We start from the raw sequence: 18006 nt of genomic DNA on the forward strand, positions 1-18006 counted from the left end.
CAAGCTCTCATTCACGCTTTAAAATCAACCCCGTCACCTTACTCCAAGGTACGGTAGGATCATGTTGCACAATGTAAGCTTTGGAGAACCGGTCCAGATAGGAGTTCTCATGCGACTTCGGAGATAGGATAATTAATTTGCGCTTTAGCTCGCTCGCATAGAGATCAAATACTTTTAACTTCCGCTGCTCATCTAACGCACTATCGAATTCATCCATCACAATAAACCCCGGTGCCGTTTGCAGATTCTGTAACAAAGCGAGTGCAAACAGTAGTGAACTAAGCGACTCCTCCCCGCCAGAGACACCCTTGCCAACTCTTCCTCCCCGCGCCTTCACACTGACATCCTCTAACGTTCCCCGGTGCCCTTCCTTACGGGCTCTTATGAATAAATGGAACAGCACCCGTCCCTTGCGGTCCTCTTGCTGCTTCCAATCAATCTGCCCCTCGAACTGAAAACCGCTCATGTAGTTTTTGAATCGCTGCTGAATTTCCAGCACTCTCATATTAATGGTTGTCTCCAATTGATCCCTGAGCGTCTCAGCCCGTTCTTGATTCTCTTCATACAATAAGCTTGTCCGCTTATACTCATCCTGCAGCCGGTGAACCTCTTCTTCAATGACTTTGTAATTCTCAGGTGCAGCAGGGTCTAGACCCGATTCATACCTGGCATTATCAAATGTAACCTTCCCGGACTCATATTCTTGACGGAGCTTGGTAACCGACTGCGTTTTTTTCACATTACTAAGTTCTGGTCCAGGCTCGTTAACCAGCTCATCATAAATAAACCGGGCTGTTCCTTTGAAATTCTCAATTTCTTCGATGGCCGTAAGCAGATTTATTTGTGATGTCTCAAGCGCCTCATGGGTATCTTTTAATTGGATATTCATTTGCTGCAACGTACGCGTTACCTGTTCAACATCGTCTTGATTCTTGGCAAAATTCCGGTTTTGCCGGCGTTCATTACCCTCTATACGATCAAGCTGTTCTTCAAGAGTGTCAGATTGCTGCTTCATCATATCCTGTTGCGCGGCTAAGCTCTGGCGGTGCTTTGTCTTCTGCTGCAACGTTTCATACTTTTCCTTCTGCTGTCCCAAGCGTACATAAAAATCCGCTTCCTGCTGCAAAATTTCCTGTGTATGCTCCAGCTTGACCTGTTTCTCGAGGATTTTTTTGTGCACAACCTTTATTTCCTGAAGCTGCTGCTTCTGCTCGTCAAGACGTAGCACTTCAAGTGCATATTTCGCAGCCCGTCCTTCACGTTCATGCTTCTTGGTGAGGAAAGCTTCGGATTCACGAACAGCTTGAATAATCGCATGCAATTCCTGCATAGTCTGTGTATCATTCTTAATGGAGTCTTCGATATCCGCAAGCGCTGTATTTAATTGGCTGGTATTCTTCTGAATTTCCTCTTTGCGTTTCTGCAGAGCCTTCTGGCTTAGGATATAGTTCTTCTTCTCCTGTGGCCCGCGTATCCCCCTCGGATCAATCAGCAGACCCTTCTCTACACGTATTTCTCCTGCCTGATAGAATTGCTCTACCCACCATAGAGCTTTAACTGCATGCGGGAATACATCATCACTGATGCCTTTTTTCACATGAATCTGAAGCTCCTGAATGTCAGTAACCGATCGATCCGGCACAATACTCCGCAGAGGAACATGATACAAATCATTCGGAGCCTTTACATGCATACCATCAAAAAATACTGTATATTTAATAGCTTCGAATTGCTCCTCTGCTGCGGGCCGGGCGGACTCGTGTAATTCAACCAGCTCATTTAAGGTATAAGCACGCACCCCATTCGCTTTAAATAGCGCAAGTGATTCTCTTTGGCGGTCCGACCATAATTGATTATGCTCAAGCTGAAATCCCTCTTCCGTTAATGCCTGAAGCAGCTTCGCCTTCTTATCTCGTTCATGCTTAAAGTCTCGAATTCTTTGCTCTAATGCTGCAATATTCTTATCCACATCATAACTGCTGTGATATTGCCATAACCGTCCTTGATGTTCGTACTCCAGTGCCTTATCCTGCTGAATCTGCGCATGCAGAATATAGCTTGAATTCATTAATTCTTCTATAACAGCCTCGGATTCCTGGATGTCTGCTTCAGCCTTCGCCAAGTCACGATTCACTTCTTGAAGCTGTAAAGTGATCGCCTCGAGCTGCGCCTGTACCTCTTCTTCCGTGCGCGTAATTCCAGACTTTTCTTGATTCAGCTCCTTCAGCTGGTGGTTCAATTCATTAATAACGTTCGTGGTTTCATTTATTTCATTATTCACAAGAGATAGCTTCTCCTGTAATAAAGTGATTTCCTCGTTAATCTGCTCTTTTTCCGCTTGGACCTGCGTTAGCTCATAAGTAATCCGCTCGGCTTGCTCCTGCAATAGGTCAAGGTTGTCCTTCATTGCTTCCTGGTCCACGAGCAATTGTTCTTGCTTGGCTAATAAATGCTGTTGTTCCTGCTTATAAAAGGTTTCTAATTTCAGCAGTGCTCCAGCGTACATCCGGCCTCCTTCTACAAGGCGCTTGCGATTATCCTCATACCGTTCCAGCGCTGCCTTAGCAATTCCCAGCCATTGCTTTTTATTGGAAACGTTAATGTCAGCTGTTCTTAGACTCTCCTGCACTTCCTTCAACTTTTCCATACTTTCTTCCCAGTTGTGCTGTACCTGATTAATGCCATGCATTTCAGCAAAAATACGAAACCGCTCCTGCGGGTCCATGACCGCAAATTGATTAACCTCCTGCTGATACCAAATCAGATAGAACAGGTCGGGATCAATTTTGTATTTGTACTGGAGGTCCTTCTTGTACGTAGTGAAATTGTATTGCCGGTCACCTGAAGTATACTTAATAGTCTCCTCCCATTGCTCCGGATCATCCCCCGATTGAATGATAAATTCCTTCTTGGCCGGCTGTCCCGGTTCCTGCACAATATAAATCGAGAATTCGATAAAAGCAGGGGCATCCATGCGCACGCTTCCCTCATTCTTAAACAATAGCCGAATATGAGCTTTCCACGTATCATCCGGAAGGAGATTGCGGGATTTCAGACCCTCTAAGTCTACCTTGGAAGAATACAAAACAACCCCCATGCAGTACGTTATGGTAGATTTCCCTGCTCCATTCGGACCGGTGATCAAGATATGTGATTCTTGTCCTGACAAGTCCATCATCGTTGGCTGATAATCCCGAATGCCAGTAAACCACATTTTCCAAGGTATCATTATGCTTCGTCAGTTCCTTCCTGATACAGATTATATCGTTTGAAAAACTTCAGAACTTCCTCTTTGTTTAATTGATTGGATTGACTGAATTCAACCGTACGGCGCAGAAAGGAATCCGAGAACATATTAGCCCCAATTCCAGTGATGGTATACGCCTTCTCATTTGAATTGGTATCATATTCTTCGAGTGCCCCGATTTTTTTCAATTGGTCAATATTTAGAATCAAACGCTGATTTGCCTTCGTCGTCTCATGTCCAAGAGCATTTAGCAACTGATCGAATAGCGTGAACTCATGCTGCAACACTTCTTGCTGATAAAAGATAAACAAGAGAATGGCCAGACTTTCTTTGGACAATGTACTGCGTGCCGATCGGGCAGGAACCCGCATCATCACGATCACCTGATCTCTTTTCACATCATAGATTACTTTGAAATACCGGCTTACCGCCTGATTAACCCGCATTAAAAATGAATTGAACTGCTCATCATCATTAGATATCTTTAACTGCTTCTCTACCTCGCGCCGGGATAAGCCGAAATTGCCCACACGTATTGTTGCAGAGGATGAGAATAAAAGATTCATAAACACGATTTCTTCCGCCTCGGTTAACATGCCTTTGATTGCCTGCATGACATTAAGCGGATTTACATTACATTCATCCGTCAAGCTCATCGTCACTCCTCTTCTGCCTGTTCATTGAAGCTTTGTTATGCTTAACGACTTGATTAATATCCTTCGGATTCATCCAGTCCCATTCCTTGTCATATCGGGGGGCTTGGGATTCTGATTCCGCCGCCGCTTCCTCCATTGTCAGCTTCTTGCTGCCTACTAACGCAGATAACGCTGTAAGTGCGTTAATCGCATCGCCCCACTCCGCAGATGTTGCTTCAATGATTACCGTCTCTAGCGGAGCTTGCTCCACTTCCTGCATGAATCCTTCAATGGCGTCCGTCTCAATCATAGATTTCGTCAGCAACCACGCTGAATCTCCCATCATATCCTCTAATTGTGTAATATCAATCTCCTCATGGATATATTGGGTCTCCTGGATATCTTCCTGCATCCGGTCCACTAGCGGCTCATAGTCCTCAAGATAATGAATAGCTTCACTAATAGCTGCACCGGACAGCGGCGCGGCGAATTTCACAGGCATCCACAGACCATCCATGGACTCCCCCTCGTATTCATTCTGCTCCATAAAGCTCATAATCTGATGAGCATTAGGAATGTCCGATTCTGGAGGCGGGTCATACATTTGAGTAATGAACATCCGAACTTTTTCGGGATTGATCGAGGACAAGAGCATCGTTTGCTTCATCATCGTAAATTTGAGATATTTATTAATCATCCCCATGCTCAGATTCGTGCCATCGGCAAGTGCAGATGTTCCTGCCTGCATTAAATCACTGAGCACCAGACTGTCCTCTAATGTATGATACTTACGGAGACGCTCTGTCAGCTTCATCTCCAGCTCCTGCATCAACTGATGGATAATCTCTAACTGAGGCAGTGCATTACGGTCCGCCAGCATTTCTAATTCACGTTCCTTCATCAATTGTATAGCATTTTCCACGTTGCGAATCATACTGGCAATTTTGTTGCCGCCGGAAATGCCATGATCATCATAGGCTTCGCTAAGCTCGGCATCCCGTCTGGCCTGGAATAACGATCGTCCTATATCATCATGCATATAATAGGCTAAAGAATCATTGGCAAGCCGTATGAGCGTATCCATCATCCGCTTCCCTACATCACGCATTTTTAGCTGCCTGGTTTGTTTGGATATCCAGTTATACTTCACCAGGACATTTACAATCTGTTCAACCTTTTTCTTGCTTGGCGGGTCAAGGTCCTCATAGCGGTTCCGGTAACGAAAATACAGGGTATCTACGTTCTCAATCGGTTCATCCAGTCCCAGGGCCTCCTCATTGAGCAGTTGAATAATACGTAAGAACCGTAAAATTTCGATAGGCGTCTGCAGAAAGTTCTGGGAGCCCAGATCATTCAATACCCCTGACAACAGAGCAATATCCCTTAAGGCCTGGTGCATTTCCGGCCCGGATTCGTCAGTCTGAAAAATTGAAATTAATGGTTGATCCAGCTTCTCCAATCCTCTGCCTCCCCTAACACAATCTCTTGTTCCAACTTCGTATACTGCAGCAAATCCTCCATGCGCTTTTGATACTCCGGCCAACTGGTTAGTATGGAGTGATCCGGGCAGATCCATTTATGCCGCACATCATGTCCGGTAAGCGACTGGTACATTTCTCGTGCAATTTGCAGCCCCGCCTCATCATAATCACTCCACATGATTACTTGATCAATGGAGCTGTTATTCAATAATTGTCTGATAAAATACCGGTGCACACTCCGGATATGTCCGTCCACACATATAATCACAGAATTAGTCTCCTGCAAGAAATGGGGTTCTGCTGACATCCGCGTCAAAACAGCCCGGTTCTCGACTAACCATAGCGTAGTTGCTGCGGTTGAATACTGGTCTTGGGATACTGAAATATTGGTTAAAGCATGAACAGGTCCTGCCTGGAAATTGGACCATTTCCCTTCAAGGGTACCGGCAAAATAGATCGGCGTAATCTGCCCTCCGCTTATCATTCCTAATGCTTCCGCTGGCTGACCGCTTAGCGTCTCTAGCATGTTAAGAAACTCTATTTTAGACAGATCAAATGCCTTAGAGCCTCCAATACCCGGGTAATACTGCGCGCCAATTTCTTTCCAGTCAAATATTTCTTTGGTACAAGAAATCATGCCAAAAGCCAGTAAAAAGTGTAATGAATGGATTCGTTTTGATACACTCCAATTCGCAGGGAAAACAGCCTGATCCTTCAACGTACCAATACTCCACGCTAAACTATCCGTTAAGAATACTGTCAAACCCTTTAACTGAAGCATCCGTTCGCCCGGTACACACATTATTTCTTCCATTCTCCGGGCAGCTTCTGACTGATAAAACGTAAATTGATCTATTATATCCCCTTCTGCATCTTTTTGCTTATTTATCAGTTGAACATATAATAAATACCCCATACGGTAATAAATCCGGTCTACGGATTTCCCATCTTGCTTGAACCGGACCTCCTTCACAATCCATCCCTTACTCAGCCAGTCAAACGTTTGTTGATTGTCCTCTAATAAGGCGCGCTTCCCCACTGTCCAGCGTAACAGCTGCTGCTCCGGAGGCTCCTCAGCACTTAAGCCATCCTGCCATGCAACGGTAATGATCCCTACTCTTCGTAGCGTACGGGCAGTCCTTTTTACAATATTTATATCAACAAGAGAATCATCACTTATTAATGTTGGCATCTCCAGTTGCTCATCTTTTTTCAAATAATTTCGGCTTATAAACGAAAGGATATCATCTGAAGTATTCACTTTTGCCTCCTACCCTAAGCTCTTTAATTACATATTCAAGCTGCTTAGATAAGTATAGCGGAAAGTAGAATGCTCTACGATGATACCCAAAATTTGTTCATGATATAGAAACATAAAATAGCCTGTAGGAATGAGACGTTATTCTCTCATCTCTACAGGCTATTATCCTCAGCGGATGCTTCTATGTCGTCCGCTAGTAAGGTTATAGAATATCCACACTAATAAATAATATTAGCTCGGGCAATCTTTCCAAGATGATAAGCGCTAGGCTTAGGAGTGCGCTCCTGTGTCTGCCGGTCTACTTCAATTAACCCGAAACGCTTGGAGAATCCAAGCTGCCATTCAAAATTATCAAGTAGTGACCAATGCAAATACCCCTTAACTGGAATCCCGTCAGCAATACATGCAGCCACACCCTTTAAAGCCCGATCAATAAAAGCAACACGGCGTGTATCATCATCCGTAGCAACACCATTCTCCGTTACGATAATCGGCTTGTTCAGATGCTTCGAAGCACAACGAATAACATTCTCTAGAGCTTCGGGATAAAATTCGTAACCCATCTGGGTACGCTCTCTATCAGCCGGTACAGGGATGAGACCATCCGGTCCGTAGATCTCACGTGAATAGTTCTGTAAGGCCAGGAAATCATCGTCCTCCATATAAGGAAGGAATTGTAGAAATTCCTCATGTAATTCATAAGCAGCCTGTTCTTCTCCACCAGGGACGGACTGAAAATCAAAGAGCGACATGCTTAATCCGATTTTAGTGTTCGGACTAACCTGCCGGATAGCCGCCCTTGCCTCCACATGTGATTGGAAGATGATGTGCAGGCCTTTTTCGGAACGTGGTGACAGGAAGGTATGCACCTCCATGGGTGGTATACCAAATGCTTTAGACAATTCAGCATAGTAGTCCCGCATTTGTTCTTGAAAATCCATGTTCATGCCAAGTTGTCCTGCTGCAGATTCCCCCTGCTGATACTGCTTCATAACTTTTGCAATTCCAATAGGAATATTTGCCTCATTGATTGTACATACATAAGGAATTTGATCTCCTAATTGGCTCATGACATGAGCACAATAACGTGCAAACCTTGCTGGCGTACCTTCAGCTTCCCAGCCTCCAGCGCTAATAAGCCACTGCGGGGAGGTGAAATGATGAAGCGTTACGACCGGGGTTACATTCAAGCTGCTGCAAGTTCTTAATACATCCCGGTAATGTTCCATGGCTGCTTCATCGAATTGGCCTTCCTCCGGTTCAATCCGGGCCCACTCGATGGAAAAGCGATACGAATTGAGGCCAAGTGCGGCTAAACGTTCAATATCCTCTCTGTAGAGTCGATAATGATTTACTGCAATTCCTGATGGCTCCTTGTAGCTCGTGCCTTTCAGGTTTTCCATCACCCAGCTATCACTATTTGTGTTATTTCCTTCTACTTGGTGGGCGGCTGTTGAAGCCCCCCATAAAAATTTGTCTGGGAATTGATATTGCATGGTTAACTTTTTACTATTATCGTTCATAATATACCTCCTCGTGAATCTATTTGAGATGACTCTTCCCGCGACAAGCGGCTCCCGCCCATTGCTATGATCGTCCTTAGTGGGTAATGTCTCATATCAAACCCTCCCTATTTACAAACTTCAATTTTCACAGTTTTTGTCGCACAGCCCTCAGCCTCAACCCTCATCTCAATACTTCCGGCCTCAGTAGGACGAATGACAGCCAAGACTCTTCCATCGTAGGTAAAGTGCGTAGAATTTACATAGCTTTCTTCATTTTTGGGATTCGCGCTTCCCAGACCCTGAAGGATTCCCGCACCCTTTACGGTGACGGATACTTTCCGGTCGGCAAGGGGTTTCACCACTCCTTTATCATCCACGAGCGAAATCGTAACAAAGGCCAGGTCAGTATCATCTGCCTTAATTTGCATGCGGTCAATCTCAAGCTGGACGTTCACTTCGCTCTCAGCCGAAACCAGGGTCATACGTCCGGTTTCCTTTCCATCCGAATAGGCGATTGCCACCACTTCACCGTGTTGGTATACGGTATCAAACAATGCTTTAAAGTCATGCGCTTCACCGGCGTCTGCCTTGCCAACTGATTTTCCATTGATCAACAATTCAACTTCCATCGCGTCAGAGTATACCTCTACCTTAACAGGCTTACCCTCAAAGCCCTCCCAGCTCCAACTGGAAACGGCGTCACTCCAGCTCCAAGGCATCATTGTAGGCTGCTCACCGTAATGTGCAGGACGCTGAACGGCAATATACGGCTCTTTGCGCAATCCGAAGACAATTTCACGATAATAAGAAACAGGAAGACGATGACCCGTAATGTCGATATCGCCACAATGTGCTGTCAGCCATGGATATGCTCCGGACGCCCCAAGCCCTCGGCTGACTTCTCCATATTCAACCCTGCCAAGACCTGATTCCCCTAGATAATCCCATCCTGTCCAAGTGAAATCACCAATGACGTGTCCATTTTCTTGTACCAGCTTCCAATTATTAGCGATATCTTTAGGGAAGGTTTCACTTCCGCAGATCACCCGGTTCGGAAAAAATTCTTTATCAGGTACATAGCAATTGTCCGCATAGTTATATCCCGCGATATCCACCGCCGCAAAGGATTCAGCTGTTGCATTCTTAACAAATTCCAAACCTTGCACGTATTTAATCATATCGCCGGCAGAGGCCATGGCCGTATTGACATCACCTGAGGGTTGGCTGCTCATGACATCCTTCAATTTATCCATGATAGAAACAAAGCCGTTAATCGAGTTAATTACATATCTTGTGCTATCCATACGGCGAATCTTCTCTGCAAGCTTTCTGCCCCATGCCGCACCATTGGCACTCCCTGTCTCTTTGATCTCATTTCCAATGGAATACATGATCACACTCGGATGGTTAAAATCCTTATTCACCATAGCTTCGATATCCCGTTCCCACCATACAGGGAAATTCAAGGCATAATCGAAATCTGATTTCGTGTTCGTCCATATATCGAAGCTTTCATCCATGACCAGCATACCCAGACGGTCACATGCATTCAGCATGGCCTTACTCAAAGGCTGATGCGAGCTACGAATGGCATTGAATCCGGCTTCTTTCAAAATCTCAATGCGGCGTTCCTCAGCACGGCCGATCGTGGCTGCTCCAATCACACCATTGTCATGATGGATACAAGCTCCGCGGAGCTTTACAATTTCTCCATTGATAGATAGACCTTGTTCAGCATTTAAAGAGAGAGAACGGATTCCAAATGTACTCATCTCCTCATCCAGAATGTTGTCCCCATCCATTACTCTGCTGTTGCAGGTGTATAGATACGACGTCTCTACACTCCACAGCTTTGGCAGCTTTACCACCAGGCGCTGGCGCATTGTTGTAACTTCTCCCGCAAAAACAGTTAATGGGGAATGGTCAAAAGCTACTACGTTGCCCTCAGCATCCAGGATTTCCGTGGATATCCGGGTCGTTTGCGGATTCACGCCCTCATTCTCTACAAACGTTGCCACGTTCACAATAGCATACCCGTTAGAAATTTCAGGTGTTGTAATTTGAAGGCCATCCACTTGGAAATGCACCAGATTCGCTACCATCATTTTTGTATCACGGTAAATCCCTGTTCCTGTATACCATCGTGAATCGTCACTGCTCTTGGTAACCACTTTAATCTCATTGTCTTCCCCATATTTCAGGAATCGATCTGCTTTGATATAGAAACTGGAATACCCGTAAGGATGCTGTCCTGCGAAGTCCCCGTTGATGTATACCATGGCGTTCATATATACACCTTCGAATTCAAAAGTGATTCTCTTCTCCTTATAGGTCTCGGGTACATGAAATTTCTTTACATAATCGTAAGTTCCATCAGGAAAATATCCCTTTTTGCCTCCACTCACGGCATTCTCACTTCTTAACTTAGAGATCATAGCATCATGGGGCAAAGTAACCTGCTGCGGCATTTGATCTGGAGCCATGTTAAAGAATCCACTATTTGGACCAACGGTCCAGCCCTCATTGAAAGAAACTCGAATCATATTTCACAACACCTTTCGTGATTAGTTAGAAAGCAGCACAAAAAATAAGCCCATCAGGAGAAATGAGCTGCTATAGCAAATTCTCCCTGCCGGGACGTTATAATATCAATCCTATTCGTTCTTTGCGAATTGCGAGAAGTTGTACCATTGCGTTATACATACGAGTCACTTCTCCTTCTGAGCTAAGTATTTGATGTTCATTTGCTCTAATATTTCTTTGATAGGTTGGCCATCAAGCTCTGGAACAAAGGCCGTCATGATCGATATAGGCTGGATCATTAATGCTGAGTCGTTATTTCCAAGCTGCATACCCGCTGCAAGCGCCTCTTCCTGGACTAAGCCGGTTCGCACCATTCCTTCTGCCATCTTGCCAAAGTTCGCTTCCCAAAAGGTTTTACCAATCGGATGACGTATAAAGTCCTTTATAGGTGTGAACATTGTGTATTCCATTCCTTCGGGGTTCTCTTTCCCTTCGATATGCAATGTGGTTTCTTGTGCAATCGAATAAGAGGAATACCCAATTTGCACAGTGTATTCACCTGTTTCTACTGCCCAGTCTTGCGCAGCCATGTTCCAATAAGCAAAATCCCGCTTACCCAGTGTAAAGGTCACCGTTTTCATTTCCCGTGGGTTCAGTTCAATTTTCTCAAAGCCCTTTAATTCACGTACCGGGCGGATGATCTCCCCTTTATGAGGTGCGATATATAACTGTACTACTTCTTTCCCTGTCATACTTCCAGTGTTAGTTACGTCAACCGAGACAGTTACCGTATCATCTTCCGTCATGTTTGTTGCACTAACCCTTAGGTTACTGTACGAAAAAGTCGTATAGGACAACCCATGACCGAATGGAAACAGCACGTCCATCTTTTTGCTCTCATAATAACGGTATCCAACAAAGATCCGTTCACTGTAATCCACTACCCCATTTTCCCCCGGAAAAAATAGATAGGAAGGGTTGTCCTCCAGACGAACCGGGAACGATTCCGGTATCCGTCCAGAGGGATTCTCCTCACCAAACAACACCTGTACTGTTGCTTCGCCAACCGCCTGCCCCCCGAGGTATACTTCGAGAATGGCTTTCGGTGCTTTAACCCATGGCATTTCCACAGGCGAGCCGTTATGCAGCACAACAACAGTATTGGGCTGGGCAGCACTTACAGCAGCAATCAGTTCATTATGATTGTGTGGCATCCGCATGTCACCACGGTCGAAACCTTCCGATTCCATCGAATCCGGCAATCCGGCAAAGATTACAGCAACGTCTGCATCCTTGGCTGCAGCAACTGCTTCCTGGATTAAATCAGCATCCGGCTCCAAACTGTCCAAGTGATAACCTTGAGCATAGGTTAAGTTACCAGACATGAGTTGAGCAGCAGCATCGAAAGCATTTGTAACTTTATAACTGTTAATATGACTGGAACCGCCGCCTTGATAGCGGGGCGCCTTGGCAAACGCACCTATAAATGCAATTTTTGCATTCTTCCTTAGCGGTAATACATTATTGTCGTTTTTCAAAAGCACCATTGATTCAGCTGAGATCTTACGCGCCAATGCATGGTCGCTGTCGTAATCAAAGGTAACATCTTCTTTACGGTTATCCATTGATTTAAAGACAAGCTTCAATAAATGAATGCAGGCTCTGTCCAGTTCACTTTCGGATAGCTCACCTTCCTGCACAGCCTTTACAATCTCCTGATCTGTTTTGGTAGCTGAAGGCATTGTAAGATCGGTTCCTGCGGCCACGGCTTTGACCCGGTTGTGCGTCGCTCCCCAATCACTGACAACAAGACCCTCAAACCCCCATTCCTCACGTAACAAATCGGTGAGGTATTGTTTGTTTTCTGTAGAGTACGTGCCGCCAATTTTATTATAAGAAGCCATAATGGTCCACGGCTGGGATTGCTTGACTACCCGTTCAAATGCCGGCAAATAGATCTCACGCATGGTACGCTCATCCATTTCAGAAGAAGCGTCCATGCGGCGGTACTCCTGATTGTTGGCGAAGAAATGCTTAAGGCTTGTGCCTACACCCTGGCTTTGAACACCATTTACAAATGCAGCACCAAGTTCTCCGGACAGCATAGGGTCTTCGCTGAAGTACTCGAAGTTACGGCCACAAAGCGGACTGCGTTTAATATTGATACCAGGTCCAAGCAGCACCTGCACATCCATCGCCTGAGCCTCTCTCCCTAAAGCCTCCCCCATGCTACTCAGCAACGCTCGGTCAAAGCTGGCTGCGGTGGCACACCCTGCCGGGAAGCAGACTGCTGGCTTACTATTATTTGCACCAGGCTGATCATCAAACGTCCGTAGACCATGAGGTCCGTCACTTGTACGGATGGAAGGGATGTTTAACCGCTCTACCGCTTTTGTCAACCAATCGTCTTTTCCGGAACACAGTCCCGCTTTTTCTTCAAGCGTCAATGTACCGACCAGTGTTTCGATATTCATTCTTCTACCTCCTGATTTATACTTTTACTCTTGTTGATCATTTTCCGTATTGTTTCCCGATACCTACACCAGTTCGAAAGCAACTTCCATTACATCAACTGAATTTGAGCCAATATATAGTTTGAACTCTCCGAGCTCTGCTTCGTATCTATGATTGCCTGTGTAGTAGATCAAATCTTGCTCCGAAATTTGGAATTCTACCATTTGACTTTGACCCGGCTCCAGCCATATAGAGCGGAAGTTTTTAAGTTCTTTGACCGGACGAACAGTGCTGCCGTATAGATCTTGAATATAAAGCTGTACAATTTCTTCACCGGCATAATGTCCCGTATTGGTTACTGTCACGCTCGCATGAAGTACTTCTTTCCGGGTCATCTTTGGTGAGTCTAAATGGAGATTCGAGTATTCAAATTTGGAATAACTAAGTCCGTATCCGAACGGGTATAACGGATCATTAGGACAATCAATATATTTTGAGATATATTTCTGATCCCGAGTTGCATTCGTCACTGGACGTCCAGTTTTAAAATGATTGTAATACACCGGCACTTGTCCTACGTTCTGTGGAAAGCTCATTGTGAGTTTACCAGATGGATTGTAGTCACCAAATAAAACGTCGGCTATGGCATGACCTGCCTGGGAACCCAAAAACCAAGTTTCAACAATCGCATCCGTATGCTGTTCAAACCAATTAAGCGCAAGAGGCCTGCCGTTAGTTAATACCAGAACAACTGGCTTTCCTGTTGCTACAACCGCTTCAGCCAATTTCATCTGAACCGCTGGGAGTGTAATATCTGTCCGCGAAGCTGCTTCTCCACTCATATCGCTGTGTTCACCTAATGCGAGAACAATGACATCTGACTCCTTGGCAGCCATAATGGCTTCCTCGATACCGTTCTCAATATCTGTCTCTACACCGCATCCCTGCACGTATTTCAGCTGGCTCTTGTCCAACCCTTTAGCCGATATCCCTTGTAATAAGGATATGGTCTCGTAAGCATATTGGGAGAATTGCCAAGGTCCAAGCAAATCTCTGCTCGCACCAAAAGGCCCAATTACTGCAACCTTTTGTTCTCTTTCCAGAGGGAGTACTCCGTTATTTTTGAGCATTACAACCGATTTACGAGCTAATTCTCTACTCTTCTCCAAATGATCTGGATGAAGATGGAGTTGAGCTTCTTTCTCTGGCTGGATATAACGATAGGGATCATCCATAATTCCTATTTTATATTTGTAAGTTAGAATCCGGCGAACAGCGTCATTAAGTTGTTCCTCTTTAATAGTACCTGCTTCCACTAAGCGAGGGAGCTCCTCAGCATACACTCTTGTGACCATCTCAATATCCATCGTAGCATTCATGGCCATAGCCGCCGCTTCTCTTTTATCCCGGGCTGCTCCATGAATCTGTATCTCTTCCACAGAACCATAATCCGAGATTAACATTCCCTCAAATCCAAGCTCTTCACGCAGCAACTCACGAAGCAAGAATGAATTACCGGCTACAGGCACACCTTGATAAATATTGAAGGCATTCATCACTGAACCCGCCCCTGCCTCTATACCCGCTTGGAATGCCGGCAAATGGAAATTCCGGAGTGTTCCCTCGGAGATATCCACAGTATTGTAGTCGCGTCCTCCTTCAGTCCCTCCGTAGCCAATAAAATGCTTCAGGCAAGCAATCAAGGTTTCGTCGCTAAACAAACTATCTCCTTGAAATCCCTCTACTTGAGCCTTAGCGATTTGAGCTCCAAGGTAAGGATCTTCTCCCGCTCCTTCTACGACACGTCCCCAACGTGGATCCCTGGTCAAATCAACCATAGGTCCGTGATTATAGGTATTGCCGGAAGCTGTCGCTTCCTTTGCTGCAATGGAACAAGCATCTTTAATTAATTCCATGTCCCAACTGCATGACCATGCCAGCGGAACAGGAAAAATAGTCTGAAATCCATGGATAATATCCGCGTTGAAGAATAACGGAATTTTATGAGGAGACTGTTCTACCGCAATCTTCTGCAGCTCATATATACGCTTTAGATCAAATGCCCCAAGAATAGAGCCTGCTTTTCCTTCCGCAACTAATACTTCAGGTGGTGCAGATTCCACTTCACCGCCAAAAGAGTGATTGGACGATAAACACTGGCTCATTTGCCCAATTTTATCTTCTAGAGACATCTTACTTAGCAGCTTATCAACTTCTTCTTTTATCTCCGCATCTGTTCGGGGACTTAGATCCGTTTTACGGACCTTTTCCGCTAGAGCTGCGAACTCTTCGGACAGAGCGGTTCCTCTACCTTTTTCTCCAATCAGCTCAATTTCTTGACCCATCATATCTAATTTTCCGGTAAAAGAGTTTTCTTCAAAATATAAATCGAACGTAAGGATACCAGGCACATATTTATTATGTCCCTTAGCAAAAAGATGATTTCCCTCTATCACCGTCTCTTCGATCTCAACCATAGGGACGGGCTCAGACCAGACGCGGAGCTGCAATCCGTTCAGTTCCTCAATTTGAAAGATAAATTTAATACTAGCAAGTTCTGTTTCAATTTTACTGTTCCAAATTCCAATTATCATAATAACCCTCCCTGGGCTTATCTGATTTGTCTAGCCTTCTAGCCCTCATTTAAATATGCAAGAAATTGCTCCAGCTGTTCCTGCGGCATTGCTCTTTGGTTCTCAATAATTCTGAGCTTAATACTGTTCAGTAAAGATTCCATGTCCATTCCAAATGGCCCCTCAGATCCTGAGCTTCCGAAGCCCATCCCTGTCAATAACGATGAAATAAATGAAGCAGCAGCTGGTTCAGACTTAATATCGCCTAAGGTAGAATCTAAGGTATATTTCTTGCGCAATCTAACTGATGAATGGACCTTAATTGTATCTTGCAGAACGATCTCTTTAGAGGATTTACCAATAAGAAGTTCAAAGTCACCGCTTTCCACATGCCAATCCTTTAATTCAACGTTATAATAAGCAAACGCACGTTTCCCCAGTTTAAAAATAACCCGCTTTTCCTCTCCTGGAGCCAACTCAATTTTTTCAAAGGCCTTTAATTCTTTGACAGGTCTGATAACACTAGACACAATATCCTGCACGTAGAGTTGTACAATTTCTTTCCCTGCTCTGCCTCCTGTATTCTTCACCTTTACCGAGACTATGACTTCTTCGGAATCTGTAATTTCTTTCTTATTCAATTGAAGCTCGGAATATTCAAACGTGGTATAGGAGAGACCGTGCCCGAACGGGAATAAAGGTTCAATCTCAACTTTATCGTAATAACGATAACCTACGAATAGGCCCTCTCTATACTCTACCTTGTCACCTTCACCCGGGAAGTTAATGTAAGATGGGGTTTGGCTCAGTTGAACCGGGAAGGTTTCCGCGAGTTTTCCGGATGGATTCTTATCACCGAAAAGAATATCAGCTACAGCACCGGCCATCCCTTGTCCACCCAAATATGCTTCAAGCACCCCCTTCACCTTGTGAATCCATGGCATTTCAACAGCAGAACCATTGAATAGAACAATGACAGTGTTGCTCTGAATCTCGGTAACTGCTTCTATCAAAGCATTCTGATTATCTGGAAGCTTTAAGTGCTCTCTGTCCACACCTTCAGCATCATATTTCTCTGGCAGTCCAACGAACAAAATCGCTACTTCCGATTCCCCGGCAACCTTTTTAGCTTCCTGAATCAATTGAGCATTAATCTCCCCTGAGTCCAATGAATAACCTTCAGCATATTGTACTCGTGCCTGCGACGCTGTTTTAGCTATTTCGTCCATTGGGACTTCTAACTGTGTAGGATTTACCCGTGAACTTCCTGCGCCTTGGTATCTTGGATGCTTGGCAAAGGCGCCGATTACTGCGAGTTTTCCTTGTTTTTGAAGCGGAAGAAGCTGATCGTCATTTTTCAATAACACCATGCTCTCTGCTGCTACGGATCTAGCGAATTGGTGATGAGCTTTTTGATTATAGGTTACGTGATCCTTTTTATTGTCTATCGTTTTATATATAGTTGAAAGAATTCTTTCAACAGCAACATCCAAGATTTCTTCAGACATAGTACCACTGCGCACGGCGTTAATAATCTTCTCGCTGCCTACACCATTGCTGTCGGGCATTTCCAGATCCATACCTGCTGAGAGTGCAACATCCCTCTCACTAACAGCCCCCCAATCAGAGACAACTATTCCTTCGAACTCCCATTCCTCTCTTAAAATATCATTTAATAATTTCTCGTTTTGTGAGCAATATTCACCATTAATCTTGTTATAAGCAGCCATTACACTCCACGGCTGTGCTTGTTTTATTACATTTTCGAAGCTCGCAAGATAAATCTCACGTAACGTTCGCTCATCAAGAATGACATTGATATTAAACCGTTTCGTTTCCTGGTTATTTACTGCAAAATGTTTAAGTGACGTTCCTACCCCTTGACTTTGAACGCCTTGAACATAACTGGTCGTTAATTCAGATGATAAGTAGGGGTCCTCAGAGAAGTACTCAAAGTTTCTTCCGCACAGCGGCGATCGTTTGATATTTGTCCCGGGTCCAAGGAGAATATGAACATCTTCTGCCTGACATTCTTCGCCAAGTGCAGCTCCAACTTGTTCTAGTAAAGTCTTATTCCACGAACTGGCTAGTCCTGCTGCTGTAGGAAAACAAGTTGCTGGCACACTGTCGTTGAGCCCCATATGATCTTGGGCTCCCGATTGTTTTCTTAGACCATGCGGCCCGTCTGTGAGCATTAGCGCTGGTATATCGTGTTCAGGAAGAGCAGCTGTATTCCAAGCGCCTACTCCTGAGCATAATCTTACTTTCTCTTCCAAGGTCATCCGTGAGATGATTTTTTTAAGATCTCTATTCATATTAAGCATCTC

The 18006-nt window shown here is 44.8% G+C and carries 9 protein-coding genes; all 9 read right to left on the bottom strand.

Annotation, left to right across the window (positions count from 1 at the left end; all coding sequences use genetic code 11):
* Window positions 1-7 precede the first annotated feature (7 nt).
* A complete protein-coding gene (locus tag MHH78_RS29035; RefSeq protein WP_341169706.1) occupies window positions 8-2974 on the bottom strand; it encodes a chromosome segregation protein SMC in 2967 nt (988 codons plus the stop codon).
* A gap of 254 nt (window positions 2975-3228) precedes the next feature.
* Window positions 3229-3903 (bottom strand): hypothetical protein, encoded by a 675-nt coding sequence (locus MHH78_RS29040; RefSeq protein ID WP_076076691.1) that lies wholly within the window; start codon window positions 3901-3903, stop codon window positions 3229-3231.
* Window positions 3887-5341 (bottom strand): hypothetical protein, encoded by a 1455-nt coding sequence (locus MHH78_RS29045; protein ID WP_341169707.1) that lies wholly within the window; start codon window positions 5339-5341, stop codon window positions 3887-3889. Before MHH78_RS29045 ends, MHH78_RS29040 begins: the two co-directional genes overlap by 17 nt.
* Window positions 5317-6624 carry a DUF2399 domain-containing protein gene (locus MHH78_RS29050; protein ID WP_341169708.1) on the bottom strand — a complete coding sequence of 436 codons (1308 nt, stop codon included), beginning with the start codon at window positions 6622-6624 and terminating at the stop codon, window positions 5317-5319. The genes MHH78_RS29045 and MHH78_RS29050 overlap by 25 nt, the downstream gene beginning before the upstream one ends.
* A gap of 218 nt (window positions 6625-6842) precedes the next feature.
* On the bottom strand, window positions 6843-8147 hold the full coding sequence (locus tag MHH78_RS29055) for a glycoside hydrolase family 1 protein (RefSeq protein ID WP_341169709.1): 1305 nt from the start codon (window positions 8145-8147) through the stop codon (window positions 6843-6845).
* A 107-nt stretch (window positions 8148-8254) separates the two neighbouring features.
* A complete protein-coding gene (locus MHH78_RS29060) occupies window positions 8255-10672 on the bottom strand; it encodes a glycoside hydrolase family 2 TIM barrel-domain containing protein (RefSeq protein ID WP_341169710.1) in 2418 nt (805 codons plus the stop codon).
* Window positions 10673-10837: 165 nt separating this feature from the next.
* Window positions 10838-13126 (bottom strand): glycoside hydrolase family 3 C-terminal domain-containing protein, encoded by a 2289-nt coding sequence (locus tag MHH78_RS29065; RefSeq protein ID WP_341169711.1) that lies wholly within the window; start codon window positions 13124-13126, stop codon window positions 10838-10840.
* A 63-nt stretch (window positions 13127-13189) separates the two neighbouring features.
* Window positions 13190-15700, bottom strand: coding sequence for a beta-glucosidase BglX (bglX, locus tag MHH78_RS29070; protein ID WP_083684643.1), 2511 nt, complete (start codon window positions 15698-15700; stop codon window positions 13190-13192).
* Between the two features lie 38 nt (window positions 15701-15738).
* Window positions 15739-17994, bottom strand: coding sequence for a glycoside hydrolase family 3 C-terminal domain-containing protein (locus MHH78_RS29075; protein ID WP_341169712.1), 2256 nt, complete (start codon window positions 17992-17994; stop codon window positions 15739-15741).
* Window positions 17995-18006: the final 12 nt, after the last annotated feature.

This window comes from Paenibacillus sp. FSL H3-0333 (assembly GCF_038002805.1).
GTDB lineage: Bacteria > Bacillota > Bacilli > Paenibacillales > Paenibacillaceae > Paenibacillus_AQ > Paenibacillus_AQ silagei.